Source organism: Rheinheimera sp., from assembly GCF_030690345.1.
Lineage (GTDB): Bacteria > Pseudomonadota > Gammaproteobacteria > Enterobacterales > Alteromonadaceae > Alishewanella.
In genome coordinates this window covers 401,982-428,801 of sequence record NZ_JAUYGV010000007.1, presented here as the reverse complement: position 1 = coordinate 428,801, position 26,820 = coordinate 401,982, and the positions used below count along the sequence as shown (strand labels likewise).

Sequence of the window (26,820 nt, the reverse complement as noted above, 5' to 3'; positions counted from 1 at the left end):
ATCAGCAGTTTTTCAAAAGAAATTCAGCATACTCTAAGTCATCTATAGTATCTATATCAACAGATTTATTACGTCCCATAATATAAGCATATACAAGACCGTTGTAACTAATACCAAAATTTTCACTTAAAAAGCTGACATTAAAGCAGTATATAGCACCATTCAATCTGTAGTATTCTTTTAGTTTTTGAGCTTCTAATTGGGAAGCTGGCTTAATAAAATCTCGCAAACTATGATCGGCAGGAAGAACATTTGTCCACAGCGGACTATGCTCACATTTACACACAGAAACAATACCATCAGCTTTTTTTTCAAAAAGCATTTCTATACTGCTGTCTATATCATATTCGTCTCTTAGCGGAGATGTAGGTTGAAGCACTAGCAAGATGTCTGGCTTTTCAGATAACATATTAAGCGCATGCATAACTACATCATTTGTGGTTGCTGAATCCGTGGATAAATGAGTAGGTCTTATAAATGGAACTTCAGCACCAAACCTATTTGCAATTTCAAAAACCTCTGCATCATCTGTTGTAACAATTACTCTATCTACATATTTACTCTTTTTACATGCATCAATAGTATGTGCAATTAATGGTTTTCCACTAAAAGAAAGTACGTTTTTTCGGGGTAATCTTTTGCTACCCCCTCTGGCTGGAATTAAAGCCAGAATTCTTTTTCCTTCGAACATAGAGGAGTTCCGTTGTTATTTTCAAAATTCTAAATTTCTAATATCTATTTGTGCTCGTTGGTAATCCGCAATACGTCCAATATCTAACCAGTATTCATGTATCGGAAACATTAATACATCGTTATTATTTGCAATAGCTTGTTCTAACAAGGTCGGCATATCCAACCGCTGGTTTTTCTGTACTGATTTTCGTAAAGCAGGACTGATAACATAAATACCGGCGTTGACAAAATAACGTTGGACTGGTTTCTCCACCATAGAAACAATGCGGTTACCTTCTCCATTAATCACGCCAAAAGGTATTTGAAATTCATAATCTCGTACACACATTGTGGCAGTTGCTTTATTTTTATGATGGAATTCCAGAACTCGCTCGAAATCTACGTTGGTAAGTACATCCCCATTCATCAAAATCAAAGGCAAATCAGGTAAGTCATCAGGCAATAATCCTAAGGCTCCTCCAGTACCAAGCGGCTGTGCTTCGTGCACATAGTGAATAGAAACATTCCATTTACTACCATCACCAAAATATTCCCGAATAACCTCAGGCATGTAATGCGTGGAAATATAAAAGTTAACAAAACCTGCTTTTATAAAACTTGAAACCACCGTTTCCAATATGGGCTTATCCCCCACTTTTAACATTGGTTTTGGGCAGTTATCTGTAAGCGGCCTCAGTCGGGTACCAAAGCCTCCTGCCATAATAAATACAGGATTCTCGTACCGGCGCCCACCAAATTTCTGTAGTGTTTCAAGACCTACAATGAGCCCTTTATTAACTAAGGGAATAGCTAATAGACTTTTGTCTGTCATCAATTTGACAAGGTCTTTTCTTAATGTGCCCACCTCAGCGGTTATAGGCGTTTTATTCATTACACTCGAAACGGAACTATCCAAAGACGCATTTCTAAGCAATCCTCGTCTTATATCGCCGTCAGTCACAACGCCAAGCAAACTCATATCGTCGTCAACAACCAAAGCTATACGCAGCGCTTCAGCATCAATAATTTTCAGCGCATCTTTAATTGAATCGGAAGGTGTTAATACTGTATTTTTCCAGTTGTAACTCATCAAAAAATCCCTTAACGTTAAAACGCTTTGCGGCATACAGCGTTTTGTATCCGTTGGTATCTTGGTTACCGCAGCTCCACCCCTGTGATTGAGCACCAGTCGATACTCATACGCTCGCTTTTGCGCATTGATTATTAAATCTTGACCCTATTCTAAAATTTGGCGTTTTACTGTCGACGATGGCGCCATCGAGAACTCTTCCAACTAAAGTAAGCAGTAAAGTGCTGTCACCAACTTTAACAATTATGCCTTTATCGCTTTTACCGACTACCTCGCCGACAGTGGCGATATAATTAGGAGCGTTCTCAATCAGCTCAGTCCTTTCAATGGCATACTCTACAGCGTTGAAGATAAATCTCGCACATGGGCCAGGCTTACTGATAGCTCGAACGAAGTTATGCACTCGCTCCGCAGGCCAGTTAAAATCGACCCATTCATCACCAATGGTTCTGATGCCGAAATAAGTGCCAACAGGGTGTAAATCTGTCTGCTTTATTATCTCAACTTCCCCTTTTGCAATTTTTAATATTGCTGAATGAAGCACATTCGCGCACTCTTTAATTGCCCGATGCAGAAGTGAGCCATAATTGTCATCTAGTGATATCGGGTAAAGCCGTTGTTCTACAATATCTCCCGTATCAATCCCCTCTTCAACATAATGTACTGTAATGCCGAAGTTTGACTCACCATTTATCAACACCCAATTTAAAGGATTTCTGCCACGATAAAATGGTAAAGCACCAGCATGACAATTTATGAACCCGAGTGGCGCGTAATCGATAATACTTCTTCTCAGTATTTGATTGAATGACATTGAAACTAACAAGTCTGGCTTATACTCATCCATTAAGTTCAAAAACCGTTCAGTATTGACATTTTCAACAGGTATGAAAGGAATAGCCATCTCCTCTGCCATTTTCTTAAGCTCAGGATCTTGAGTGTCATATCGCGGAACAATGAATACAACATTTAAACCATTGGTTTTAGAAATAAGCTCTAAGGCACGATGAGACCAAGGACCATCAGCAAAATACCCAATTCTCATTTTATAATCTCATCTTCTTTATAAGACTCAGTTGATATTTTGCCAAGAGTATCCCAGTAATAAAATGGACTAATTCCTGCACCAGGCCTTTTAATTGCTAAGTTATGCCGTGAAAAAGCCTCGCCTTTATTAATATCTGTTGCAGCAACCAAACTCTTACGAGCTACAACTTTATTTTTTATTTCCGAAGCGGTTGGTGCTTTTACACCAAGGCCTAATGCTAACTCAACGTTTCTAATGGCAGAAACCATTGTCTTAAGCTCACCAGGTTCTAATGAGGCTTTATGATCAGGACCATCCATGTTTTTATCTAGAGTAAAGTGTTTCTCGATTACAATGGCGCCTCGAGCCACAGCTGCGATAGGCACGGTAATACCTTCACTATGATCAGAGTAGCCAACGGGTAACTTAAAAGCATGAGCTAAAGTATCCATTGCTTTCAAATTTATTTCATCCATCGGAGCTGGATACTCAGTCGTGCAATGCAGGATCGTAACCTTTTTCTTAAGTAATTCCTGCCCTTTGGCGGAAGCATAGGCTTCTCTGAAAGCATCGAAGCTTGGGTTTGTTAAACCTAAATAGCCAAATGCAATCACGCCCAAAACATCTTCAATCTCTGCTAAAGTTGCCATCCCAGTTGAAAGGATCAAATTGCACCCTGTTTGCGCATGTTCTAACACTAAAGGGGCATTGGTTATTTCCCCAGAAGGTATCTTCAGTTTCTTAAGACCTAAATCATTGACTAAAAAAGCGAGGCTTTCAGAATCAAACGCAGTCGAAAGAAACTCAATTCCCACATCATTACAATATTTGATGAGCTCATGATGAAATTCGTAAGGTAACTCCAAACGTTTTAGCATCGCTAATTGCGATTCTTTCCTTTGAGTGTTTTCTACTTGGTACTCAGCCTGATGAGCTTCCTTTGATGCTAAATTTTTTGCTTTAAAGGTTTGAAACTTAACGATGTCTGCACCAGCATTTTTAGCCGCATCAACAAGTTTGTACGCAAGCTCTTTACTTCCATTGTGGTTTACACCGGCCTCGGCAATAATTAAAGTCATAATACCTACTTACAAATCATAAAATTTTTTACAGGGATGAAATTCCATTTTTTTAAGCATATCAATTACCTGACGACTAGCATTCCCTTGGCCATAAGGGTTTTTAATTACCTCGCCATCTGCTTTATAGCTCCTTGTCACTGCGGCATTCATAGCTGATACTATTTCAGCTTTAATCGCTTTACAATGCAGTACGCTTCTCGCAGATAAACGACCTTGCTGGCGTAAACCAACATTGACTGTCGGAACATCAAATGCAGGTACTTCAATAATTCCACTAGAGGAGTTACCAATGACTGCATTCGCATACTTAACTGCACTCAAGTAACGCACTTGTCCCAAAGAAGGTATAGCTATCACTCTAGATGGATTTTGCGCCGCATAAGCTTCCAATAACGGTATGATGCGACGCCCCCCATCATCGGCATTTGGATACGTAAGTATCACCTGGTGATCAGGATAATCGTCTAAGGCGTCTAATATAGCTTGAAAACCGGCTTCAGGTTCTTCTTCACCCAAAGTGACGGGATGGTAAGTTACTAAGAAGTAGGGTTGATGCAACTCAAACTGAAGAGACACAGACAGCATATGCAGATCCATAAACTGAGCCCGCTTAAGATGATCAAGCCCAATCGCACCTACATTCTTAACTCTTTCAGGCGATTCACCAAGCTGAATCACTCGCAGCCGGTACGCTTCAGTAGAAGTACAATGCAAATAACTGAGTTTAGTAATAGCATGACGAATCGCGTCATCATAAGCTCCTTCGGTAATCTCACCACCATGTAAATGCAATACCGGAATACGTAAAATCATTGCGGTTTGTGCCGCAGCCAGCGCTTCAAAACGATCGCCGAGAATAACCAATACATCCGGCTTTAACCGTGCCAGGGCATCAGCAAAACCCAACACTCCCAACCCGATGCTTTTGGCAGTGCCAACAGCAGAGTCTGACGACAGTAAGATTTCTATTTTCTCATCAATACAGAAACCATCCTGCTCTATCTGTTGGTAAGTCAGGCCAAACTCCGGCGACAAATGCATGCCGGATACCAACAGCTGTAAGGATAAGTCTGCATCCGCCTGAATATCTTTCAGCAACCAGTACAACAAGCCGTATTCAGCCCGGGTACCGGTAAATACTGCAATTTTTTTAGTCATGCTGCGCTACCGGCGAACTGGGTAAATTAACCAGATGGCCTTCCAACCATTCTGATACCACCAGGCTATCTCTTAAAGCATGTTGAAACATCGGCAGGCGGTGCATCAATTTCCAGATTGGCCGCGTCATTACTCCGCTCTCATTAGTTACTTTCAGCAGTTGGTCGCGGCTTGGTAAATCCGGACAAATCACCGCATTTAACCAGTAGTTTGACTGCGCATACTCTGGCTCTGTGACAAAATTAAATTCTGAATTGGCAAAGAACTGCTGATATTGCTCAGCAATTCTGCGTTTTTGCTGTAGAAACGTTGGCAACACTTCCATTTGCGCACAACCCAGTGCTGCATTCAGATTGGGTAAGCGGTAGTTGAAGCCCGGTTCGTCATGAAAAAACTCATAAGGATGAGGTACCTTGGCCGTTGTTGTAACGTGCTTGGTGCGGGCACCCAGCGCCGGATTATGGCATAACACCATACCACCGCCACCGGTGGTGATAATTTTATTGCCGTTAAAGCTCAGCGCACCCAGCTCGCCTATAGTGCCGGTATGTTTACCTTTATAATAAGAACCTAAACTTTCTGCGGCATCTTCCACCAAGCTAACCTGCCATTTTTGGCACACCGCAACCAACTCATCCAGCTCTGCAGGATGGCCAAAGGTATGCATCGGCACTACCGCACTGATCCGCCGATTATTGGTTTTATAAAAACAGCCTGTTTCATTACTATAAGCATTGTCAGTTAAATAACGCTCTAACGCCACCGGGCACAACGACAAGCTGACTTTAGACACATCAACGAATATCGGCTCTGCGCCCATATGATGTAACGCATTACACGTTGCCACAAACGTCAACGCCTGAGTAATCACATAATCGCCGTGTTTCACCCCCGCCATATACAGCGCCGTATGCAGCGCTGCGGTGCCATTTACCGTGGCAACCGCTTTTGCTGCACCGGTAAAGCCTTCCATCTTGCGCTCAAACTCATCGACAAACTTGCCTACGCTGGAGACGAAGGTGCTTTCGATGGTTTCGCTGACGTACTTAAGTTCATTGCCGGCAAATGTTGGCGCATGCAAGGGAATAAATTCATTACTTTGGTATAGCTCACGGATAAAACTAACAAGGGTTGCACTCATAATCTGGCCTACATCTTACTGTCTAAGTATTTGCCTGTTTCTTTGTGGCCAAAGTCAGGGATCATCTTGTGGAACAGCTCGACCAGTTGAGGTTTGGTCCAGGCTCTTAATTGCTTCATTTGGCTGATTTCCTGCTCAAACAAGCTAAGTAATTCCTGCTGGTACAGCGCTTCGTTTTTAATGACGCCGAGGTTTTCAAACCTGGCCATATCCAGCACTTCATTGTCGGTAAAAAATTCTTCAAAGTCTTTTTCGCCGGTAGTATCACTTGAGGTAAACAAGCATGGCCATTTGCCCTGCTCCGGCAAAGTTTTTACCAACTCACGGGCTTCATCTTCGCTGCTACACAGATGAGGTTCGTAGCCTAATTGCTGTAAATACTTTACGGCAATATCGGCAAAGGTAATTAAATGCAGCGCTTCGCTGAGTTTCGGAAAGAAAATATCACGGTTCTCACCAAAAATGCATGACATCAGGCAAAGCTCTCCGGACTCTTGCGGCGTGACAAAATAGCGTTTGATGTCATTAGGCGCAACTATTGGCTGACGTTTCTGAATACGCTGGTTAAAACCGTGCAATAAAGACCCATCGGAAAAAGCGACGTTGGCAAAACGCGCAGTGGAAATAGCAATGTCTTTACTGCGGCGCATCAGGAACATTTCCATAATACGCTTCGAAGCGCCCATCATATTGACCGGGTTAGCTGCTTTATCGGTAGACACGCAAAAGTACTTCTTCGCCCCTTTAGCAACAGATTGGGCAATGGTTTTGTCGGTATTAAACACATTAACATCGATCATCCGCATCAACGTAAAAGCATCTTTTTCGCTACGAACATGCTTTAATGCAGACAGGTTCAGGACGTAGTCAAACTCGCCATCAGCTGCAATAAAGGCATCATACTCAACAGAACCAATGTCCAGTGCAAAGGTTTGAAAATCACCATTGATATAGCCGAAGGAACTGCGAATATCACGCACCAGCTCAACCATGTTGTTTTCGCTGATATCGACAACATGGAGCTTTTTCGGGTTGCGCTTGAATATCTCTTTAGTCACCGCCTGACCTATAGATCCAGCTCCACCAAGGACAAGAAATCTAGACTCAGCAACTATTGTTAGCAATCTCGTTTCATATACACTCATATCATTACTGAACAGTGCCAATTCTCTACCGATCAGCGGTAATATGTCAGACATTCTTAGTTGCCCCTGAATTTCTTTTAAAGATATTTGATACCAAGACAAAAATAGTTGCCATAAAACCTCCGACGAAAGTAATTAGTAGGACTATAAGAGCCCTTTGGGGAGATGATTTCTCTTCAGGAACAATAGCACGATCAATAGTCTTAAATGCATATTCATCACGAACATTAGCAAGCATCAGCGTTTTCGTTTGTTCTTCTATTAGCGAGAAAAGTGCTGTTCGCAAATCGGCAATATTGGTCTGACTTATTTGCTTTTGTAGGTAAGAAATACTTTTTTCAGCTTCTTCAATGTCACGGTTTTTCATTTCCACGTTTAGGTCAGCTATAAGCATTTGTACCCAACTTCTTGCAACAAATGGCGATACATGCTCGAAACTTATCTTAACCATTCCTGTTGTTGCATCTTTGCTCACATTCAGCTTTTCAGATAAGACCTTATACGCTTCCTGAATTGAAGGCTTGGCCTGCTTTGGAGGCTTAGCATCGCGCTGCCATTGCTGCGTCTGCGGATCGTAAATTTCTTCGTTGTAGTGAATTCTGTTGCTGTTCAGATCCCAGTTTTCTGCTGCCATTAGATCATGAAGTTGAATACGCGTTTCGATAAAACGGCCTAAAAAATCGCGCGACTTTATCACTTCAAGAGCCAATGCAGTTTTATCCACGCTGGCCCCACCGCCTAAGCTTACGCCAGCCAAGGCAGCTAAACCACCTAACTGGCCAGATAAACCTCCACTTTTTTGCTCAGCTGCGGGTGCCAGCAACGCTTCGCTTTTATAAATATTTGGCAGGCTTAAGGCATAAAACACTGACGCTACAGCAAATACAAAAGTTGTAGCGATAATAATCCATTTCCCCTGCCAGATAACAGCGAACAGATCTCGTAAGTCTATTTCGTCATCGGCTGGCTGCCGGGGTTGGGCAACATGTTGTTGAGACATATACATCCTTTGAGGTGACTAGCTCGCTTTGCGAGCGGTAACCAGCCGGTATAACCGGCGGTCACTAGTTGCCTGCGGCAACGGTAACTTTTTAACGGCAGTCACTAGCTTCCTGTGGAAGCGGTAACTGGTGACGAGTAACTCGTTACTGCTGCTTGAGCAGCTCGTCACCGCTTCTGATTAAATTGCATTAAGCGCGGCTATGGTCACAGCAGACTGGTAGAAAATCTGCGTAATTTGCGCCCACAAGGTAATGTTGTCTTTATATTCAGTATCCAGCGGCACTATGATGGTATCACCAGGCTGCAGGCTGGATTTTGATACGGCAAACCACTTGCTTTCAGGCACCATTACCGAGCCGTCGGCACGGATAACATAGACCCGCTCATCGTCGGCACGTTTACGCATGCCGCCGGCCAGTTTTAAGTAATCGTCCAATGACAATTTAGCATCGAAGCGGTGGCTGCTGGCATGCTGCACTTCGCCCAAAATAGAGATGGTATTATTGCGCCTGGGGATAAGCAGTTCATCGCCATTTTGTACCTGGATATGGTGCAGCGGATTACCACTGATAATAGCCTCAAGATCGATAACTAAGCGGCCAACCGGCTTTTGTTTTTCCAGTTCTTTGATCATCGTTATAACGTCTGCCGGTGCTGTTGGTGAGCCCTGTGCAGACAGCGCGCGGCCGGCGATGTCTGCTCTTAACTGCTCAATCAGTTTTTTCTGCTGCTCGGCTTCTTGTTCCTGCACACCCAACCGCGTATAAACTACACCTTTAACAAAAGCCTGCTCGGTTAAACCACCGGCGCGCGTTATAATGTCGTTCAGCGATTCATTTTGCTGAATGCTATACACCCCAGGAAAGCGCACTTCGCCTTTCAAGGTAATAGTGCGCTCAACATTCCAATCCGGCGTTTCAAATACATTAAGGTTATCGCGGCTTTGCAACAGCATATCGTTATTATTGCTGAACACTTCGTTCAGATTAATAGCCAAATGCCGGGTTTGTACGTTGCCACTGCTGTCCGGTTCGGCACGGGTTAATTCGGCATGGCTGGCAAACGCCGATTGCGCCAAGCCCCCAGCTGCATTGATTAATGAGGATACGGTGGCATTTGCCGCCAGTGGATAAATGCCAGGCACTTTAACATTACCACTGACAGTAGCTACTTGCGGTTGCTTGTTATAGCGGGCTTGTTGCTCTAACTGCTGAATTATCGGTTTTAGCAACTCTTCACGGCTAAAATGCACTGTTAATGGTAACAGCTCTTTATTGATATAAGCATTATCTACTGTCTGCTGCAGATGATAGCCAATTTGCTTTTCCTGCTCCGGCGTAACAAAGCCAAATATTGTCTCTTTAAGCGCTGTGGCTTGTTCATCAAATACACTGATTTCGGTCTTCTTTTTCAGCTCGGTATATAACAGCTCGCGCTGATAGCTGTTATCACCGTGCGGAAAAACAATCAGCATATCGCGCGGTGCCAGCCGGTGATTAGCTGCGCTGTCCGGGGATGTGATGGCGTCTGCCAAATTAAACTGAATAACCTCAATATTACCGCTGTTACTGGTTTCTCGCACAATAATGGCGTATTCCAAATCTGCTGCTAAATGCAAAGCCGACCATATTGATGGCAAGATGTCCGACACTTTGATACCCGCATGCCAGGCATATTGGCCCGGACGCACAACAACACCCGCCACAGTGATAACATTTTCGATGCGCGGGGATGTTGCCGCCACAGTCAGCACATCGCCATTACGTACCTCAAGTTGCTGCGCTGTCGGTTGTGTCAGGTCAAGATTTTGTAAATCACGCAGATTCTGCTGGTTAAACCGCTCCAGCACAGCAGATTTAGGATAAGCGCCGGCTTTGGCGCCACCGGCCATTTGTAACAGTGACAACAAGGTTTCACCTGTTGCCAATTCATAAATAGCCGGGCGTTGCACTTCACCTTTTACTTCTGCCATAGCTGTAACAGGTGCAACAAACACCACATCGCCGTGACGCAGATTAATATCGCCACTGGCATCCCCTTTGAGTAATAACTGATACAAATCGAAGCGTGCCGCGTTTTTACCGGCGCGATTAACGCTGATGTCACGCAAACTGCCGATATCAGATACACCGCCGGCGATAAATAATGCCTGGGTTACTGTGGTTAAGGCTGATACGGTATAAATGCCGGGCCGTTTCGCCTCACCGGCAATAATGACGTTTATAGTGCGCAGCTTGCCCATACTAACTGCTGCATCAACACCAATTTTAGCGGCTTTTACCCGCTCACGGATTAGGTTAGCCGCTTTGTCGAACGTAAGGCCGGCCAGTTGCAAAGGGCCGATATCCGGTATTGCCAGGCTGCCATCGTTAGCAATAACCAGCTCATAGTCTGTGCTTTCTTTGCCGTATAGTTGTAATAATAAGCTGTCGGCCGCGCCCAGTTTATAATCGGCCGGTACAGGGGTATTGCTAAGCTGAGAGAAATTACTGCTGTTGCTGCTAAACATAGCTAAACCAAAGCGGTTTGGTTTGGTTGGCTCTTCTGCATTAAACCTAACTTCATCGGTTTGTTCAGGTGGCACCAGCGGTTCCAGTTTGTCCTGTTCTGCCTCTGTTGCTCCGGCATCCGCACTGCTGCTACCGCTACCGGAGGAGCGTGGCAAAGTGTAGCCGTACTGTTTTGCCAAACGCTCTTGCTCTGCGCGCGGTAATGATTTGAATTGCTCCAGCATTGCCGGCGATATGGCCTGAGCAACTGCCGCTAAAGGTGCCAGGGCAGCCATGCTGACCGTTAGCGTTAGTAAGAGACGTTTTACAAATTTAAGCACCCGCAAACTCCAGTGTTGTTAGTGATCCAAACAGCTTTATTATTCGTTTATATCGACGTTGAAATGGCCGTTTAAGCACGCTACCGCCATTAGGTTACAGCACCCTAATGCCTGATTGTGTGAAACCTTGTTATTTGTTGCGGCTGCTATAGCCACTTTAATGCGACACTTACACGAAAAAACTGCAGAATGTTACCGTTTTTTCACTGATTAATCGAATACTATTGCGCTTTTGTCACAGCGGGCTAAGTGTTTGCATTTTTTTTCGCCATAATTTGCTTGTTGTCTACCACAGCTTCTACCCACTGCCCCAGCATACTGATCAGAACAATGCTGCGCTTGTTGCCCTCAGCGGTATCGAACAATGCCTGTAGCCCACTGAACGGGCCATTAATTATGCTTACTTCATCGCCTTTTTTCAGCCGGTTGTCTTTTGGATGTTGCTTTAGTGCTATTTGTTGTTCTGTCAGCAATTGGATCAGCTCAGAAGGCACCCGGGCCAACTGCGCGCCAAAGCGGACAAAGTCGCTAATGCCACGGGTTGAACGAATGACGCTGATATTCAGCTCCTGCCCTGGCGGCAGATATAAAAACAGATAACGCGGAAACAGGGGCTCAGTAACCTGCTGCCATTTATTGCCACGCAGTTTTTGCAGTGATATTTGCGGTAAAAATGAGTTGTAGCCCTGATTGGCCAACTGCTGTTGTGCCCGTAGCTCCTGCCGGGGTTTGCAGTACAGCAAGTACCATTGGTTGTCGGCTGAATTCACAACGAACCCGCATGTTGTAAGTACCACAGCACAGTATTACGCAGCCCAACTGCAAAGTTATGTTGTGGCTGCCACTGTAGCGCAGTTTGAATTTTACTGCTGTTTATCGCATAGCGCAGATCGTGGCCGGGGCGATCCGTTACGTAAGTGATGAGTGATGAGTGTTTGGTGTTTAGTGGGTAACCGCGTTTATGCATCGGGGCTAGTTCATCCAGTAGTTCGCAGATGGTCTTAACCACTTCTATATTTTGTTGTTCGCTATTGCCGCCGATATTATAACTTTGGCCAACTTCTCCCCGGTTTAGTACCTGCCATAACGCCCGTACATGATCTTCTACATACAGCCAATCGCGGATTTGTTTGCCATTGCCATATACCGGTATTGGCTGCCCGCTTAGCGCCTTGCTGATGGTATTGGGGATCAGCTTTTCCGCATGCTGCCAGGGGCCGTAATTGTTTGAGCAATTAGTAATAATGACCGGTAAACCATAGGTGCGGTGCCAAGCGCGTACCAGATGATCGCTGGCCGCTTTACTGGCAGCGTAAGGGCTGCTGGGCGCATAATGGGTTTGCTCGGTAAATGCCGGCGCGTCCGCTGTGGCCAGATCGCCGTACACTTCGTCGGTAGAAATATGCAAAAAGCGAAACTGTTGTCTTTGCAGTTCCGGCAGCTGTTGCTGGTAGTGACGGCTTACTTCTAACAGCTGAAAAGTACCGTTAATATTAGTCTCGATAAAACCGGCAGCACCGGCGATTGAACGGTCAACATGGCTCTCTGCCGCCAGGTGCATAACAGCCTGCGGCTGGTACTGTGTAAATATTTGCTGCAGCGCAGCGGCATCGCAGATATCCAGTTGCTTAAAATGGTAACGGGGGTTAGCGGCAACCGCTGCCAAAGCTGCAGGGTTAGCGGCATAAGTTAGTTTGTCGAGGTTAATAATCTGATGTTCAGTGTGTTGCAGCAGGTAACGAATTAACGCAGAGCCGATAAAGCCGCAGCCTCCGGTGATCAAAATTGTCATATAATTACCTGTTTTAACTGATTTAATGCCGCTTGCCACTGTGGCAAAACAATACCAAAGGTATCGCAAAATTTACTGCAGTCAAGCGCTGAGTTAGCCGGCCGGGTTGCTGCACCGGCATATTGCGCACTGCTAAGCGGCATAACGCTAACCGGTACTTGCTGCACTGCGAAAATAGCTTGCGCAAACTGATACCAGCTTACCGCCGGTTGCCCGGCCAGGTGATATAGACCATAGGCTACGCTACCCTGCTGTTGGTAACGCTGCAGCAGTTGCAGCACTATGGCCGCCAAATCGCCGGCATAGGTAGGGCAACCAAATTGATCATTCACCACTGATAACGGCTCTGCCAGCTTAAGCTGCTGCTGTGCCAGCCTTAACATAGTGCGGTAGAAGTTATGGCCATATTCACTAAACAACCAACTGCTGCGCAAAATCAGGTATTTGCTGCAATTGGCCTGTATCAGCTGCTCTGCTGCCAGCTTGCTGCGGCCATAAACATTCAGCGGTGTGGTGCTGTGTCGCTCGGTATAAGGCATGTTGTTTGTACCGTCAAACACATAGTCGGTAGAAAACTGCACCAACAGGCTGTTGTGCTGCTGACACAACGTGGCCAGTTGGCCTGCTGCCATGGCATTAACGGCAAAACAGCTGTCGCTTTGCTGTTCAGCTTTATCCACGTTGGTCCAGGCAGCACAGTTAAGCACAATATCCGGCCGGTAAGCAGCCATTTGCGCAGCAAGGGCTGCGCTATCGGTAATATCCAGCTGTGTGTGGCTTAACGCCAGGCTTTGAAATTGTGGCCGCTCTTGTTGCGATTGTTGCGGCTGGTGTAGCTGTTGCAGTAGGGCCTGGCCTAACTGGCCATTGCTACCCAGTAATAGCAGTTTCATGCCAGTGCCTGTGCAAAAGATGGCGCAGCGGCATCTTTAGCTGACAGCTGTGTTGGTTGCTGCGGCCAGGCTATGGCCAGGTCGCTGTCGTTCCAGCAAAAACTGCCCTCATCGGCACTGTTGTAGTAGCTACTGGTTTTATACAGCACATCGGCAATGTCGGATAACACCAGGAAGCCATGGGCAAAGCCGGGCGGTAGCCATAGCTGCTGCGCTTTGTGCTCTGACAGCACTATGCCCTGCCACTGACCAAAAGCAGGCGAGGTGCGGCGGATATCTACCGCGACGTCAAAAATTTCACCGCGCAGTACGCTGATTAACTTGCCTTGCGGCTGTGTGCGCTGAAAATGCATACCGCGCAGCACGCCTTTTACCGAGCGCGACCAGTTATCCTGCAGCAGCGGCTCTGTAATACCCGCAGCCTGATAAGCAGAAGCACGAAAGTTTTCCTGGAAAAAGCCGCGCTGATCGCTAAAGCGCGGCAGTTCAAACAGCAAACCGCCGGCTAATTTGGTTGGGGTTATATTCATCAGCTACGAATGTTAACTAAATAAGCACAGACTATAGCGCAGCGACGCACCATGATCACAGTAGCGCAGCGGCGACTTACAGGCGTAAGTCGCTGTCGGCAGCACTGAGTACATATTTTAAGTCGTATACAATACCACTGGCATTGGTTAAGGCTTTAATACCGGCAGCGCCCAACTGGCGAAACTCGTTGTGGCCCACTGCCAGAATAACGGCATCGTAAGTACCTTGCTGCGGCTGTTTAATCAGCTGCAGGCCATACTCATGCTGCGCTTCTGCCGCATCGACCCAGGGGTCGAACACATCGGCTTCTACGCCGTATTCTTTTAACTCGGCCAGAATATCCACTACCTTAGTGTTACGGATATCGGGGCAGTTTTCTTTAAAGGTTAAGCCCAGTACCAGCACTTTGGCGCCGGCAACATGAATGCGGCGTTTTACCATGGCTTTAACCAGCTCGCTGACCACATAGCGACCCATGCTGTCGTTAATGCGTCTTCCGGCGAGGATAACCTCAGGGTGATAACCGATTGCCTGAGCTTTATGGGTTAAATAATACGGGTCTACACCAATACAGTGGCCGCCGACTAAGCCCGGCCGGAATGGTAAGAAGTTCCATTTGGTGCCGGCGGCTAATAATACTTCTTCAGTATCAATGCCCAGCTTATTAAATATCACCGCCAGCTCGTTTATCAGTGCGATATTTAAATCGCGCTGAGTGTTTTCAATCACTTTGGCCGCTTCGGCTACCCGAATGGAGCTGGCTTTATAGGTACCGGCGGTAATAATGCTGCGATACAGGCTGTCGACAAATTCCGCTATCTCTGGCGTAGAGCCGGAAGTCACTTTTTTAATGGTGGTAACGCGGTGCTCTTTATCGCCGGGGTTTATCCGCTCCGGGCTATAGCCGGCGAAGAAATCAACATTGTACTTTAAGCCGGATACACGTTCGATAACCGGAATACAGTCTTCTTCGGTCGCGCCAGGATATACGGTAGATTCATAAATAACCACATCACCGGCTTTGATTACTTTGCCTAAGGTTTCTGAGGCTTTAATCAGTGGCGTTAAATCCGGCTGGCGATGCTCGTCTATCGGTGTGGGTACAGTAACAATAAACACATTGGCACGGCGCAGCTCTTCCAGCTCGCAGCTGTAGCTGAGCTTGCCGGCTTCAGCTAACTCTGCGCTGCTGACTTCCAGCGTATGGTCCACGCCTTGTTGCAGCTCTGCAACGCGGGCTTTATTAATATCAAAACCCAGAGTTGGGTAATGTTTACCAAATTCAACCGCCAGCGGCAGGCCAACATAGCCCAAACCGATAATAGCTATTTGACTGTGTGCGATATCTTTCATACTAAAATCCTGTGTAAGTCTATCTATTTTAAATTAATGAAACAAAAAAATTATGTTTGTTGCATATACCAGGGCATAGCCAGCTTTAAGCCATCCAGAATACGGTATTGCGGCTGATATCCCAGCATAGTATTGGCTTTGCTGATATCGGCCTGCGAGTGGCGCACATCACCGGCGCGAAACGCAGCATACACCGGTGTTTTGCTGTATTGCAGACCATTTTCTGCCAATGCCGCGGCTATAGCATTAAATAAGGTATTCAGGCTGGTGCGATCGCCCACTGCTACATTAAATACTTCGCTTTGCGTGATGTCAGCCAGCGCCGCTTTAATATTGGCTTGTACGGCATTGGCAACAAAGCAAAAATCGCGGCTGGTTTCACCATCGCCGTTAATCACCACATCTTGCCCGGCTATCATTGCGGCGGTCCATTTCGGGATCACGGCGGCATAGGCACCGTTGGGGTCCTGGCGTGGGCCAAACACATTAAAATAGCGCAAGCCTATGCTGTGAAAGCCATAGCTGCGGGAAAACACATCAGCGTACAGCTCATTAACGTACTTGGTAATGGCATAAGGCGATAACGGCTTACCAATAACGTCTTCTACCTTGGGCAGTGCCGGATGGTCGCCATAAGTAGAGCTGGACGCCGCATAAACAAAACGCTTTACCCCGGCATCTCTTGCTGCGACCAGCATATTTAAAAAGCCGCTGATATTAGTCTCGTTAGTGGTAATGGGGTCGTTAATAGAGCGTGGCACCGAACCCAAAGCTGCCTGATGCAGCACATAGTCGACACCGGCACAGGCCTGTTGGCAGCTGCTGAGATTACGGATATCGCCGTTAATAAACTGAAAATTAGCCCATTGCGCTTCTGTAACCAGGTTTTTTACTTCATCCAAATTACGCTGATGGCCGGTGGCAAAGTTATCCAGCCCCACTACGTGCTGGCCGGCTTTTAGCAAGGTTTCCAGCAAGTTAGAGCCGATAAAGCCGGCACAACCTGTTACCAGCCATTTATGCGGCGTTGTAAGTAATGTTTGCATTAATGTCTCTTTTTTGCACCGGTTTACGCCGGGCTGACCTGTGATTTAATGGCATCAATAATACGTTGACAGCCGTTGCCATCACCATAAGGGTTATGCGCAAAGCTCATGCTGTCATAGTATGACTTGTCGTTCAGCAACTTGCTGACTTCCTCTACAATACGCGCCTGGTTGGTGCCAACCAGTTTAACCGTACCGGCAGCCACGGCCTCGGGCCGCTCTGTGGTATCACGCATTACCAGCACCGGTTTACCCAGCGACGGTGCTTCTTCCTGAATACCGCCGGAGTCTGTTAACACCAGGGTGCTGCGGCTCATCAGGTAAACAAACGGCAGGTAATCTTGCGGTTCTATTAAATGCACGTTTGGCGCATCAGACAATAAACGAAATACCGGCTCGCGCACATTGGGGTTTAAATGCACCGGATAGACGATATCGCAATCCGGGAATTGCACTGCGATTTGCTTCAGTGCGGCGCAAATATTGTCAAAACCGGCACCAAAGCTTTCACGCCGATGCCCGGTAACCAGCACCAGCCGGCGACCATGTTGGCCGTACGGAAACTGCTTAGCAAAACCGGCACTTAAAGCGCTGTCGCTGTCGATTTTTTTCACTACCTGCAGCAGCGCATCAATAACCGTATTACCGGTTACCACGATATGCGCCGGGTTAACCTGTTCATTCAGCAAGTTCTGTTTTGAAGTATCGGTAGGCGCAAAATGAAACCGTGTAATGGCGCCGGTAAGTTTGCGGTTGGCTTCTTCCGGCCAGGGGCTGTATATATTGCCGGTACGTAAACCGGCCTCTACATGGCCGACAGCGATTTTTTCGTAGTAGCACGCCAGTGCCGCTGCAAAGGTGGTGCTGGTATCGCCATGTACTAAGACGACATCCGGTTTAAATTCGCGCAGTACCGGTTTGATGTTCAGCAGTATGCTGGTGGTAACGTCGTATAAATCCTGGCCGGCCTTCATAATAGCCAGGTCATATTCTGGTTTAATATCAAATAATTGCAGCACCTGATCCAGCATTTCACGGTGTTGGCCTGTTACACAAACCCGGCTGTCGATACCGCTTTGTTGTTTCAGCAGATTAACCAATGGCGCCATTTTAATGGCTTCCGGCCGGGTGCCAAATACGCTGAGTACTTTTATCATCAAAGATCCCTGATTGTGCTATTGGCGTAAAGCTTACCAAAAGCGCTTTTAAAGCGATAGTAACAACCGCTAAACTAGCGACGGCAATAATAAGGATCTGAAGATGTTATACCTGAACAGTCAAAAAATACCCGAACTTGCCGGGTTAAGTTTTTCCCAGCGTATGGAGGTGATCCGCAAAGCCGCCGACAACCTGCCGGTTCCGACCAAAATTACACTGAATATTATCAAGTTACTGGTGCTGGTGCCGCTGTTTTTACTGATTGCCCGTGCCGATGGCTGGGCCATTGCCGGCTATATTGTGTTGCTGTTGGTAGCCTACCCTGCCATAACCCGACCGCTAACCTTTGCCCTGTGCCGCAAAAACTTTGCTGCCGTGCGCCGGCAGCTGTTTCCGTCCTGACGGCGGCTCAGAGCAACAAAACCGCATTTTTATGCGTTTTATCCGTTAGTACTGCGCCGGGAGATGACAAGACCCGCCAACATCTGCATAATCCGCTGAGCTTCAGCAATAACAAACGAAGCAGATAATTCTAATAATTCCGGGGATCCCATGACTACAACTGACACTATTGCGGTGGCGAACGCTAATCAGCCGCAATTTCTCGGCCATCCGGTCGGGCTTTACGTGTGCTTTCTCACAGAGATGTGGGAACGCTTTTCGTTCTACGGCATGAAGTATCTGCTGTTGTTATATTTAACAAAATATCACTTATTCAGCGATGCCGGCGGCCTTGACGTACTGGGCAGCTATGCCGGTTTAGTGTATGCGATGCCGGTTATCGGTGGCATGCTGGCCGACCGCTACTTAGGTATGCGCAAGGCCGTAACCTTTGGTGCTATTTTACTTTGTCTGGGCCATTTAGGCCTTGCCTATGAAGGCTTTCAGGCTTACGTACAAGACGGCGTGGTAGTACAGGATAGCGGCGCTATTCAGGTATTTTACTTCTCGCTGGCGTTAATCATTATGGGCGTGGGCTTTTTAAAGCCGAACATTTCTACCATAGTGGGCCAGCTGTATGGCAAAGAAGATGCCCGGCGCGACTCCGGTTTCACCATCTTTTATATGGGCATTAACCTGGGCTCTTTTATCGCTACCTTAAGTGTGACCTACCTGGGTGAAACCTACGGCTGGGGCTACGGCTTTGGTTTAGCCGGCATAGGTATGGTAGTGGGTTTAATTATCTTTTTAGCCGGACAAAAATACCTGTACGGCTATGCAGAACCGTCTAACCCGGCGCTGTTAAAAGAAAAAGTGTTTGCCGGCATTAACCGCGAATGGCTGATTTATCTGGCAACACTGCCGGCACTGGCAGTAGTGTGGCAACTGGTGCAGTACAACGCTGTGGTGCACAGCACTTTGTTGGCTATGTCTTTTATTGTGTTGGTTGGCATTATTTGGTTTATTACCACCCAGTGCACCAGGGAAGAGCGCGACCGCATGATAGTGCTGATTGTACTGACTATGTCGACCGTGGTGTTTTGGGCGCTGTTTGAGCAATCAGCATCATCAATGACGTTGTACGCCGATCGTGTAATGGACCGCAATGTGCTGGGCTATGACGCCACCGCCGGCCAGTTTGGCTCATTAAACGCCTTCTTTATTATTACCCTGGCACCGCTGTTTGCCTGGTTGTGGATTTTCCTGGCAAAGCGCAATTTAGAACCCGGTACACCGGTAAAATTTGCCCTGGGTATTATTCAGGCCGGTTTGGGCTTTGGTGCTTTAGTGTTGGGTGCGCAGTTTCCGAATGAGGCCGGCTATGTCGCCGCCTGGTGGATGATTCTGGCCTATGCACTGCATACCATGGGCGAGCTGTGTTTATCACCGGTGGGTTTATCCGCGGTAACCAAGTTGGCGGTACCTAAAGTGGTTGGCGTAATGATGGGAGCCTGGTTCCTGGCGACGGCATATTCAGAACTGCTAGCCACTCAACTGGCGAAACTGGCAGCTATAGATGTACCGGCCGGTGAAGTGGTTGAAGTAAGCACTGCGCTGGCAGGATACACTGAGTTATTCAGCTTCCTGTGTTATGTCGGTGTAGGTTTTGGTGTCTTTATGTTGTTCCTCAGCCCCTGGTTGAGAAAGCGCATGCACGGCGTGCATTAACGCAAAAAGGGTCGGCACTGCCGACCCTTTTTATTTGAGGTGATGTAAAGATAATTTACTGGCCACGCCGCCTGCTTCTATTAGCCACGCCACTGCGCATGACATAAGGCTTCATGCTTTTCGCGGCTTAACAGAATGCGCGCTAACACCATATCGGCGGCGCCATTTTCCCCGGTTAAGCCAATTTGTGCTTCGTAGTGCAGCTCCGGTTCCAGGTCCTGCATCATCATTTCTACCCAGTCTTCGCCCGGGATAGCTAAGTCGACATAGCCACGCGCTTCATAGTGTTGCTGGTACAGGGTGTAGTCTTCTGCACTCAGGTTTTCTGACGCCAGTTCTTCAAAAATATCAAACGCGTGGTCACATAACTCGTCCAGCGTCCACAATTCTAAATCTTGCATTAATGCTCCGGTATCAACATCAGTGTAATCGCCGGCCTTGCGTTACAACACTGCTGTGCTCGCCAAAGCAACTCGCTCACGCTTGCGCGCTCACTCAGACACTCTTTGGCTGTGCGCTGCAGGTTCTAACCGGCCAGCTTAATCGTGCGAGCTTTCACAACCCAACACGATGCTAAATTAACAATGCCGCCAGTATAGCAAGCCTTTGCCGAAAACACTGCTGTGCTGCTACACTGTCGGCCTTTTTTCCGGCCGGAATTTGCTATGTACCTGTGTCCGCTGTGCCAAAACCCGCTGACGCTTGCTGAGAAACAATACCAGTGTGTCAACCGCCACAGCTTTGATATTGCCCGCGAAGGCTATGTGAACCTGTTACCGGTGCAGCAAAAAAACTCGAAAGATCCGGGCGATAACAAAGATATGATGTTAGCCAGGCGCGCTTTTTTGCACGCCGGCTGGTACGCGCCGCTGGCACAAGCTGTATGCAATACCTTAAGTACGCTGGCACCCGAAAACGTGCTGGATTTAGGCTGTGGTGAAGGTTACTACACGGCACAGTTTAAGCAGGCACTGCCAACGGCGGCAGTATATGGTGTGGATATTTCCAAAGCAGCGGTTAAATTTGCCGCTAAAGCCAACAGCAACATTCAGTTTAGTGTTGCCAGTGCGTACCAGCTGCCGTTTGCTGAGCATTGTTTTGACATCATAGTGCGCATTTACGCACCATCTAAACCGCAGGAGCTGCAACGCTTACTTAAACCGGGCGGCTATTTACTTACCGTAACCCCGGGCCCGCAGCACCTGTTACAAATAAAACAAGCGGTGTACGACAATGTGCGGCTACACAGCGACGATGTAGAGGCTATAGCCGGCTTTAGCCACCGGAGCAGGCAGCGGCTGCAATTTCAACTGAATTTTAACCAGCCGGCCGACGTGTTGGCACTGGTACAGATGGTGCCGCTGGCGTGGAAATTCAGTGCAGAGCAAAAACAGCAGTTTGCCGCGACATTACCGCAAATCGACGTCGATTTCCTGCTCGATGTGTATCAGCATGCGCCGCTAAAAACCGGGTAATAATACTGCACATTTTTTGCGCACCAACACTGCGCATTTTGCCCCGTTATGGGGTGATTACCCAGCTTGATTTATCATCTATTTTACTTATATAACGGCTGGCCGAAAAAAAATTCCGGCCATTTCCGGCGGCGTTATTAACAGCTGCACCTGTCTCTGTCCCCTTTGGATGTAAGCGCTACACCCGACATTGTTAATTAATTATCTATACAAACGTTAACCGGCGTTTGGTCCTACCGGCTGCCCTTAGTCAATTCGCGCAAACTTTGCGCACAGTCTTTGCATTAATGCTACTGAAGCGCAAAAAATTGTGGCGTTTTCATCTTTCAACAATTTGATATTAATCAGTTTTAATTAAAGATTAACGAATATGGGAACACAGATGAAATATAATAAAAACTCAGTAGCACACTGCATCAAAGTTGCGCTTTTTGGCACAGTCGCAATGGCGATGCTTTCTCAACCGCAAGCGTGGGCAGAAGAGGCAGCGCCTGACGGCGCTGAACAGGTAGAAAAAATAGCAGTAGTCGGCTCCAGATCCGCACCACGGTCGGTGGGCGAATCTCCGGTACCTATCGACATTATCGGCGGGGAAGAGTTTACCAACCAGGGCAACTCCGACATGCTGAACTTACTGAGCACTATGGTGCCCAGTTTTAATATTAATGCCCAGCCGATAAGCGATGCAGCAACATTGATCCGCCCTGCTAACCTGCGCGGTTTGGGGCCGGATCAAACCCTGGTGCTGGTAAATGGTAAACGTCGCCACCGTGCTGCCGTTATCGCCTTTTTAGGTGGCGGCCTGTCTGACGGCGCCCAGGGCCCGGATATTTCTGTGATCCCGGCGATTGCGATTCGCCAGGTTGAAGTACTGCGCGACGGCGCCGCCGCCCAGTACGGCTCGGATGCTATTGCCGGGGTGTTAAACTTTCAACTGAAAAACGCCAATGAAGGCGGCATGTTAGAAGCAAAATGGGGTGAATATTACGATGGCGGTGCCAGCGATCAATTTGCCGGTAATATTGGCCTGCCGTTTACTGATAACGGCTCGGCCAACTTCAGTTTTGAGTATCGCACTGCCGATGCCACCAGCCGCAGTGTGCAACGGGATGATGCCGCCGGGCTAATTGCTGCCGGTAATACCGAAGTAGCCAATCCGGCGCAAATTTGGGGCTCGCCACAAATTAAAGATGACTTAAAACTGTTTGCCAATATTGAGCTGGATTTAGGTAACGACAAAGAAGCCTACGCCTTTGGTAACTATGCCAAGCGCGAAGTGGAAGGCGGTTTTTACTACCGCAACCCAACCAACCGCAGCGGCGTATATGAAGGCACGCCGGTTACAGTAGATAATGTGGAATACGACACAGTATTGGTGGGAGATTTGACCCCGGATGATGGTGTCAGTTGTCCGGCTCTGCGCCTGGATGAAAACGGTATTCCTATAGCTGCCGATCTGGCCGCAATAACAGCGGATGAAAACTGTTGGGCCTTCACCGAAATGCTGCCGGGCGGCTTTACGCCGCGCTTTGGCGGCACTGTGTATGATGCCTCTATTGCCGGCGGCGTTAAAGGCGAATGGATGAACGATATTATGTTTGACCTGAGCGCGTCTTATGGCCGCAGCCAGGCAGATTTTAGTATCAAGAACACCATTAACCCGTCGATGGGGCCGGAAACGCCGACATCATTTGACCCGGGTACTTATGTGCAAACCGAGATTGGTCTGAACCTGGATATGTTCCGCGAATTTGACGCCGGATTTGCTGAGCCGTTAATCCTGGCCGGTGGTGTGGAATGGCGTGAGGATATCTTCGAGGTAAAAGCCGGTGATGTGCCCTCTTTTACCGTTGGCCCGCTGGCCAGCCAAGGCTTTGGCATAGGCTCTAACGGTTTTCCGGGCTTTAAACCGGAAGCTGCCGGGGTGTTTACACGGCGTAACCTGTCGTTTTATACCGATGCCTCGGCTTGGGTTACTGACGATTTAATGTTGAACGCTGCCCTGCGCTATGAAGACTTTACCGACTTTGGTGATACCACCAACTGGAAAGTATCAGCGTTGTATAACCTGACTGACAGCCTGTCACTGCGTGCAGCAGCCGGTACCGGTTTTCGGGCACCTACTATAGGCCAAAGTAAGGTAATCAACGTTACTACTGCCTTTGGCCCGAACGGTCTGGAAGATCAGGCCACCTTGCCGCCGGACAACCCGATTTCGATTCAAAAAGGCGGCAAGCCGTTAAAGCCGGAAGAATCGGAAAACTTCTCGTTTGGTGCTGTATTAAACCTCGGTACTACGCATGTGTCGCTGGATTATTACAACATTAAAGTAACCGACCGCTTAAGCCAAACTTCGCCGCTAACGTTAACCGAAGACGATATCGCAGAGCTACTGGCAATGGGCGTAACTGACGCCAGCAGCTACTCCAGCATTTTGTTCTTTACCAACGACTTTGACACCCGCACCCAGGGTGTTGACTTAGTGGTAAGCCAGGATCTGGATTTAGGCCGTGGCCGCAGCAAGCTGAACCTGGTGTTTAACTGGAACGATACCGAAGTAACCCTGGACCCGCTAACCACCAATGTCGGCGAAACCAAAGTGCGCCAGTTAGAAGACAACTTACCCAACACCCGCGGCAGCCTGTCGTTTACCCACGAAGAAGACCGTTGGCGCGCACTGGCGCGGCTTAATTACTTCGGTTCATTCTGGGAAGCGCATCTGGATGACGGCAGCCTGGGCATTGATGAGGGCTCAGCCGTTACCGTTGATCTGGAACTGGGCTATAAGGTAACAGCGGAACTTGAGTTGGTATTAGGCGCGCAAAACGCCTTTAACAAATACCCGGATGAAAACCCCTATGGTGGCGTAGCCGGGGCTAAATACCCTACTACCACACCTTACGGTTTTAACGGCGGTATGTACTACGTGCGCGCTGTTTACCAGTTCTGACGCAGCCGCCGCATCTTTGCAGGCAGCGTAAGCCTGCCCGGGTGCGGCAGAAATACCGTTCGCGCACTAAGCTGACAGCAGCTTAGTGCCGTTTTTACTGCGGAATTTGCCCTGTATGAGCAACTACCTTAAAACACCCATTACCAGACGCCAGTGCCTGAACCTGCTGGCAAAAGCCGGCGGTAGTTCAGCCGTATTGCACGCCGCCGGCCTGTTTGGCCTGACAGCAACACCGGCTGCGGCCAGCCCGGTATCGCTTAAACCCTTAATGGGTAAAAAGCGCACGGTATTAATTTTGGGCGCCGGTATCAGCGGCCTTACCGCGGCTTATGAGTTGGAACGGGCAGGCTACAGCTGCCGTATTATTGAAGCCTCACACCGGATCGGCGGCAGAGTAATGACATTGCGCCACGGCGATTTTATTGACGAGCTGGGCGCGCCGCAAATTTGCCCGTTTGACGATGCCCCCAACCTGTATTTTAACGCCGGTGCCGCACGTATTCCGGCGCACCACAGCGGTATTTTGCACTATTGCCGCTTGCTCGGTGTCGAGCTGCAGTTGTTTTGCAACCACAATAAAAACTGTTATACCCAGGATGATGCGATATTTGGCGGCAAGCCGCTGCGCATTCGCGAGTACGAAGCCGATGTACGCGGTTTTATCGGCGAATTACTGGCGAAATCTGCCGGCGCTGATGCTAAAGCAGAGTTACCTTTTAATGCTGAAGACCTGGAAAAATTGGTCAGCTTTGCCAAAGCCTACGGCGATTTAACGGATGACCTGCGCTACCGCGGTTCAGAGCGGGCCGGCTATGCCAGCGGCGGTATTACTGCGCCCGGCGTGTTGAAAACACCCAGGCCGCTGGCCGATTTACTGCGCAGCGATTTTGCCGCCGGAGCTATGCATTTTGCCGAAATTGCCGACCAGGCACCAGCACTGATGACCCCCACCGGCGGCATGGACAGCATAGTGCGGGCATTTTTGCGCCAACTGACAAGCGATATTCAGCTTAACTGTCAGGTCAGTAATATTCAGTTGCTGCCACAAGGTGTGGCGGTAACTTATCTGCAGCAAGGCGAGCGCTACACCGAGCAGGCAGACTATTGCCTGAACTGTATCCCGGCACAATTGGTTAGCGGTATAGAAAGCAATTTACCGGCCAATTACCTCGCCATAATGCGGCAACTGGGCCGGGGCAAACTGACCAAAATAGGCTTGCAGGCAAAGCAGCGTTTTTGGGAGCAGGAAGATATCTACAGCGGTATCAGCTGGACCAATCAGGACATTACGCAAATTTGGTACCCGCAGCATGATGCGTTTAAGGCCAAAGGCATTTTGCTTGGCGCCTACAGCTGGGTACCGGAAATATCTGACCGCTTTGCCGCCATGACACACCCGCAGCGGCTGGCAACGGCCATTGCTCAGGGCACTAAAGTGCATACCGATTATGCACAGCATATTGAAAGCGGCGTCAGTGTTTGCTGGCAGCGGATGAACCATATGCTTGGTTGCGGCGCCGTATGGTCAGAGGCACTGCACAAAACCGGCTTTGCTTTATTGCAGGCGCCGGCCGGTAACCATTATTTAATTGGTGATCAGCTCAGCATGCATCCGGGCTGGCAGGAAGGAGCTGTACGCTCGGCCTGGCACGCGCTGGCAGATATTGAACGGCGTGAAGCGACTCGCAGCAAAAAATACAGCACAGGAGTAATGGCATGAACAAAGCCAGGCTACTTATGTTATGGCGGACCGCATTGCCAGGCTTGCTGCTGTTGCTTAGCCATAGCGTGGCAGCACAATCGCAGCAGCCCAACGCGCAGTATTGCCTGGTATGCCACGGCTCGGCGGCTCAGGGCAATGCAGCAATCAAGGCGCCAAACCTGAGTATGCTGCCGGGCTGGTATCTGCAGCAGCAATTTACTGCGTTTCGTAATAACTGGCGCGGCAATGCCGCCGAAGATATCCACGGCAAAGAAATGCAGGCCGTTGCCGGCAACATGAGTGATGCAGAAATACAACAGGCCATTGCCTTTATCCGTAGCCTGAAACCGGCAGCACAACCACAAACAGAGGGCATAACAGCCGACTTACAACATGGCCGGCAGTTGTATCAAACATGTCAGGCCTGCCATGGCAGCCGTGGTGAGGGTAATGCCCAACTTAAAGCGCCGCCGCTGGCCGGGCAGCAGCGCTGGTATCTGGCGCAGCAGCTTAGTGCTTTTAAAAATGGTTGGCGCGGTAACCAAACGAATGACGACTATGGCCAGACTATGCGCCGCTTTGCGCAAAGCCTGGCGGACGACCAGGCTATCGACGATGTTGTAGCCTATATTGACAGCTTAGCTTCTCCCGCAAAACAATAAGG

General features: G+C 48.2%; 23 protein-coding genes. 6 read left to right on the top strand and 17 right to left on the bottom strand.

From position 1 onward, the window contains the following. Nucleotide 1 precedes the first annotated feature (1 nt). From Q8O77_RS12800 to wecB, 16 genes are all read right to left on the bottom strand, one after another. Nucleotides 2-691: a cytidylyltransferase domain-containing protein gene (locus tag Q8O77_RS12800; protein ID WP_305553662.1), complete on the bottom strand. Its 690-nt coding sequence runs from the start codon at nt 689-691 to the stop codon at nt 2-4. Nucleotides 692-712: 21 nt separating this feature from the next. After that, nucleotides 713-1,762, bottom strand: a complete 1,050-nt coding sequence (locus tag Q8O77_RS12795; RefSeq protein ID WP_305553658.1) for a nucleotidyltransferase family protein — start codon at nt 1,760-1,762, stop codon at nt 713-715. A gap of 106 nt (nt 1,763-1,868) precedes the next feature. Beyond that, nucleotides 1,869-2,807, bottom strand: a complete 939-nt coding sequence (locus Q8O77_RS12790) for a methionyl-tRNA formyltransferase (RefSeq protein WP_305553657.1) — start codon at nt 2,805-2,807, stop codon at nt 1,869-1,871. Continuing rightward, nucleotides 2,804-3,868: an N-acetylneuraminate synthase gene (gene neuB, locus Q8O77_RS12785; RefSeq protein ID WP_305553654.1), complete on the bottom strand. Its 1,065-nt coding sequence runs from the start codon at nt 3,866-3,868 to the stop codon at nt 2,804-2,806. Before neuB ends, Q8O77_RS12790 begins: the two co-directional genes overlap by 4 nt. Nucleotides 3,869-3,877: 9 nt before the next feature. Then, entirely contained in the window at nt 3,878-5,029 is a 1,152-nt protein-coding gene (gene neuC, locus Q8O77_RS12780; RefSeq protein WP_305553651.1) for a UDP-N-acetylglucosamine 2-epimerase, read from the bottom strand. Further along, nucleotides 5,022-6,170, bottom strand: a complete 1,149-nt coding sequence (locus Q8O77_RS12775; RefSeq protein ID WP_305553648.1) for a LegC family aminotransferase — start codon at nt 6,168-6,170, stop codon at nt 5,022-5,024. Before Q8O77_RS12775 ends, neuC begins: the two co-directional genes overlap by 8 nt. 8 nt (nt 6,171-6,178) lie before the next feature. Beyond that, nucleotides 6,179-7,417 carry a UDP-N-acetylglucosamine 4,6-dehydratase gene (locus Q8O77_RS12770; RefSeq protein ID WP_305553645.1) on the bottom strand — a complete coding sequence of 413 codons (1,239 nt, stop codon included), beginning with the start codon at nt 7,415-7,417 and terminating at the stop codon, nt 6,179-6,181. Continuing rightward, the gene (locus tag Q8O77_RS12765; protein ID WP_305553642.1) at nt 7,362-8,315 is read right to left on the bottom strand and encodes a Wzz/FepE/Etk N-terminal domain-containing protein; all 954 of its coding nucleotides are present in this window, start codon (nt 8,313-8,315) and stop codon (nt 7,362-7,364) included. Before Q8O77_RS12765 ends, Q8O77_RS12770 begins: the two co-directional genes overlap by 56 nt. 180 nt (nt 8,316-8,495) lie before the next feature. Then, nucleotides 8,496-11,147: an SLBB domain-containing protein gene (locus Q8O77_RS12760; protein WP_305553639.1), complete on the bottom strand. Its 2,652-nt coding sequence runs from the start codon at nt 11,145-11,147 to the stop codon at nt 8,496-8,498. 245 nt (nt 11,148-11,392) lie between these two features. Next, nucleotides 11,393-11,917, bottom strand: a complete 525-nt coding sequence (gene rfaH, locus Q8O77_RS12755; protein WP_305553636.1) for a transcription/translation regulatory transformer protein RfaH — start codon at nt 11,915-11,917, stop codon at nt 11,393-11,395. Further along, complete coding sequence (gene rfbB / locus Q8O77_RS12750) at nt 11,914-12,939, bottom strand: dTDP-glucose 4,6-dehydratase (protein ID WP_305553633.1); 1,026 nt, start codon at nt 12,937-12,939, stop codon at nt 11,914-11,916. Before rfbB ends, rfaH begins: the two co-directional genes overlap by 4 nt. Further along, nucleotides 12,936-13,832 carry a dTDP-4-dehydrorhamnose reductase gene (gene rfbD, locus Q8O77_RS12745; protein ID WP_305553630.1) on the bottom strand — a complete coding sequence of 299 codons (897 nt, stop codon included), beginning with the start codon at nt 13,830-13,832 and terminating at the stop codon, nt 12,936-12,938. The genes rfbB and rfbD overlap by 4 nt, the downstream gene beginning before the upstream one ends. Then, nucleotides 13,829-14,362, bottom strand: a complete 534-nt coding sequence (rfbC, locus tag Q8O77_RS12740) for a dTDP-4-dehydrorhamnose 3,5-epimerase (RefSeq protein ID WP_305553627.1) — start codon at nt 14,360-14,362, stop codon at nt 13,829-13,831. The genes rfbD and rfbC overlap by 4 nt, the downstream gene beginning before the upstream one ends. A 76-nt stretch (nt 14,363-14,438) precedes the next feature. Beyond that, a complete protein-coding gene (gene tviB, locus Q8O77_RS12735; protein ID WP_305553624.1) occupies nt 14,439-15,716 on the bottom strand; it encodes a Vi polysaccharide biosynthesis UDP-N-acetylglucosamine C-6 dehydrogenase TviB in 1,278 nt (425 codons plus the stop codon). Nucleotides 15,717-15,766: 50 nt separating this feature from the next. Beyond that, nucleotides 15,767-16,762: an SDR family oxidoreductase gene (locus Q8O77_RS12730; protein WP_305553621.1), complete on the bottom strand. Its 996-nt coding sequence runs from the start codon at nt 16,760-16,762 to the stop codon at nt 15,767-15,769. 23 nt (nt 16,763-16,785) lie between these two features. After that, on the bottom strand, nt 16,786-17,919 hold the full coding sequence (gene wecB, locus Q8O77_RS12725; protein WP_371133482.1) for a non-hydrolyzing UDP-N-acetylglucosamine 2-epimerase: 1,134 nt from the start codon (nt 17,917-17,919) through the stop codon (nt 16,786-16,788). A 103-nt stretch (nt 17,920-18,022) separates the two neighbouring features. Between wecB and Q8O77_RS12720 the strand changes: the two genes are divergently transcribed. Further along, nucleotides 18,023-18,322: a DUF6170 family protein gene (locus tag Q8O77_RS12720; RefSeq protein ID WP_305553618.1), complete on the top strand. Its 300-nt coding sequence runs from the start codon at nt 18,023-18,025 to the stop codon at nt 18,320-18,322. Nucleotides 18,323-18,472: 150 nt separating this feature from the next. After that, entirely contained in the window at nt 18,473-20,029 is a 1,557-nt protein-coding gene (locus Q8O77_RS12715) for a peptide MFS transporter (RefSeq protein ID WP_305553615.1), read from the top strand. Nucleotides 20,030-20,109: 80 nt separating this feature from the next. On the opposite strand, the gene Q8O77_RS12710 is transcribed toward Q8O77_RS12715, so the two are convergent. Further along, a complete protein-coding gene (locus Q8O77_RS12710; RefSeq protein ID WP_305553612.1) occupies nt 20,110-20,430 on the bottom strand; it encodes a DUF440 family protein in 321 nt (106 codons plus the stop codon). A 264-nt stretch (nt 20,431-20,694) separates the two neighbouring features. Here Q8O77_RS12710 and rlmA point away from each other — a divergent pair, with 264 nt between their 5' ends. From rlmA to Q8O77_RS12690, 4 genes are all read left to right on the top strand, one after another. Then, entirely contained in the window at nt 20,695-21,504 is an 810-nt protein-coding gene (rlmA, locus tag Q8O77_RS12705; protein ID WP_305553609.1) for a 23S rRNA (guanine(745)-N(1))-methyltransferase, read from the top strand. A gap of 445 nt (nt 21,505-21,949) precedes the next feature. Then, nucleotides 21,950-24,454, top strand: a complete 2,505-nt coding sequence (locus Q8O77_RS12700) for a TonB-dependent siderophore receptor (RefSeq protein WP_305553606.1) — start codon at nt 21,950-21,952, stop codon at nt 24,452-24,454. 115 nt (nt 24,455-24,569) lie between these two features. Next, nucleotides 24,570-26,174, top strand: a complete 1,605-nt coding sequence (locus Q8O77_RS12695) for an FAD-dependent oxidoreductase (RefSeq protein ID WP_305553603.1) — start codon at nt 24,570-24,572, stop codon at nt 26,172-26,174. Then, complete coding sequence (locus Q8O77_RS12690) at nt 26,171-26,818, top strand: c-type cytochrome (RefSeq protein WP_305553601.1); 648 nt, start codon at nt 26,171-26,173, stop codon at nt 26,816-26,818. Before Q8O77_RS12695 ends, Q8O77_RS12690 begins: the two co-directional genes overlap by 4 nt. The last annotated feature ends 2 nt before the right edge of the window (nt 26,819-26,820 follow it).

Coding starts and splice junctions, on each gene's coding strand:
- Q8O77_RS12800 (WP_305553662.1), bottom strand. CDS start 691: ATGTTCGAAGGAAAAAGAATTCTGGCTTTAATTCCAGCCAGAGGGGGT.
- Q8O77_RS12795 (WP_305553658.1), bottom strand. CDS start 1,762: ATGAGTTACAACTGGAAAAATACAGTATTAACACCTTCCGATTCAATT.
- Q8O77_RS12790 (WP_305553657.1), bottom strand. CDS start 2,807: ATGAGAATTGGGTATTTTGCTGATGGTCCTTGGTCTCATCGTGCCTTA.
- neuB (WP_305553654.1), bottom strand. CDS start 3,868: ATGACTTTAATTATTGCCGAGGCCGGTGTAAACCACAATGGAAGTAAA.
- neuC (WP_305553651.1), bottom strand. CDS start 5,029: ATGACTAAAAAAATTGCAGTATTTACCGGTACCCGGGCTGAATACGGC.
- Q8O77_RS12775 (WP_305553648.1), bottom strand. CDS start 6,170: ATGAGTGCAACCCTTGTTAGTTTTATCCGTGAGCTATACCAAAGTAAT.
- Q8O77_RS12765 (WP_305553642.1), bottom strand. CDS start 8,315: ATGTCTCAACAACATGTTGCCCAACCCCGGCAGCCAGCCGATGACGAA.
- rfbB (WP_305553633.1), bottom strand. CDS start 12,939: ATGACAATTTTGATCACCGGAGGCTGCGGCTTTATCGGCTCTGCGTTA.
- rfbD (WP_305553630.1), bottom strand. CDS start 13,832: ATGAAACTGCTATTACTGGGTAGCAATGGCCAGTTAGGCCAGGCCCTA.
- rfbC (WP_305553627.1), bottom strand. CDS start 14,362: ATGAATATAACCCCAACCAAATTAGCCGGCGGTTTGCTGTTTGAACTG.
- tviB (WP_305553624.1), bottom strand. CDS start 15,716: ATGAAAGATATCGCACACAGTCAAATAGCTATTATCGGTTTGGGCTAT.
- Q8O77_RS12730 (WP_305553621.1), bottom strand. CDS start 16,762: ATGCAAACATTACTTACAACGCCGCATAAATGGCTGGTAACAGGTTGT.
- wecB (WP_371133482.1), bottom strand. CDS start 17,919: ATGATAAAAGTACTCAGCGTATTTGGCACCCGGCCGGAAGCCATTAAA.
- Q8O77_RS12720 (WP_305553618.1), top strand. CDS start 18,023: ATGTTATACCTGAACAGTCAAAAAATACCCGAACTTGCCGGGTTAAGT.
- Q8O77_RS12715 (WP_305553615.1), top strand. CDS start 18,473: ATGACTACAACTGACACTATTGCGGTGGCGAACGCTAATCAGCCGCAA.
- Q8O77_RS12710 (WP_305553612.1), bottom strand. CDS start 20,430: ATGCAAGATTTAGAATTGTGGACGCTGGACGAGTTATGTGACCACGCG.
- rlmA (WP_305553609.1), top strand. CDS start 20,695: ATGTACCTGTGTCCGCTGTGCCAAAACCCGCTGACGCTTGCTGAGAAA.
- Q8O77_RS12700 (WP_305553606.1), top strand. CDS start 21,950: ATGGCGATGCTTTCTCAACCGCAAGCGTGGGCAGAAGAGGCAGCGCCT.
- Q8O77_RS12695 (WP_305553603.1), top strand. CDS start 24,570: ATGAGCAACTACCTTAAAACACCCATTACCAGACGCCAGTGCCTGAAC.
- Q8O77_RS12690 (WP_305553601.1), top strand. CDS start 26,171: ATGAACAAAGCCAGGCTACTTATGTTATGGCGGACCGCATTGCCAGGC.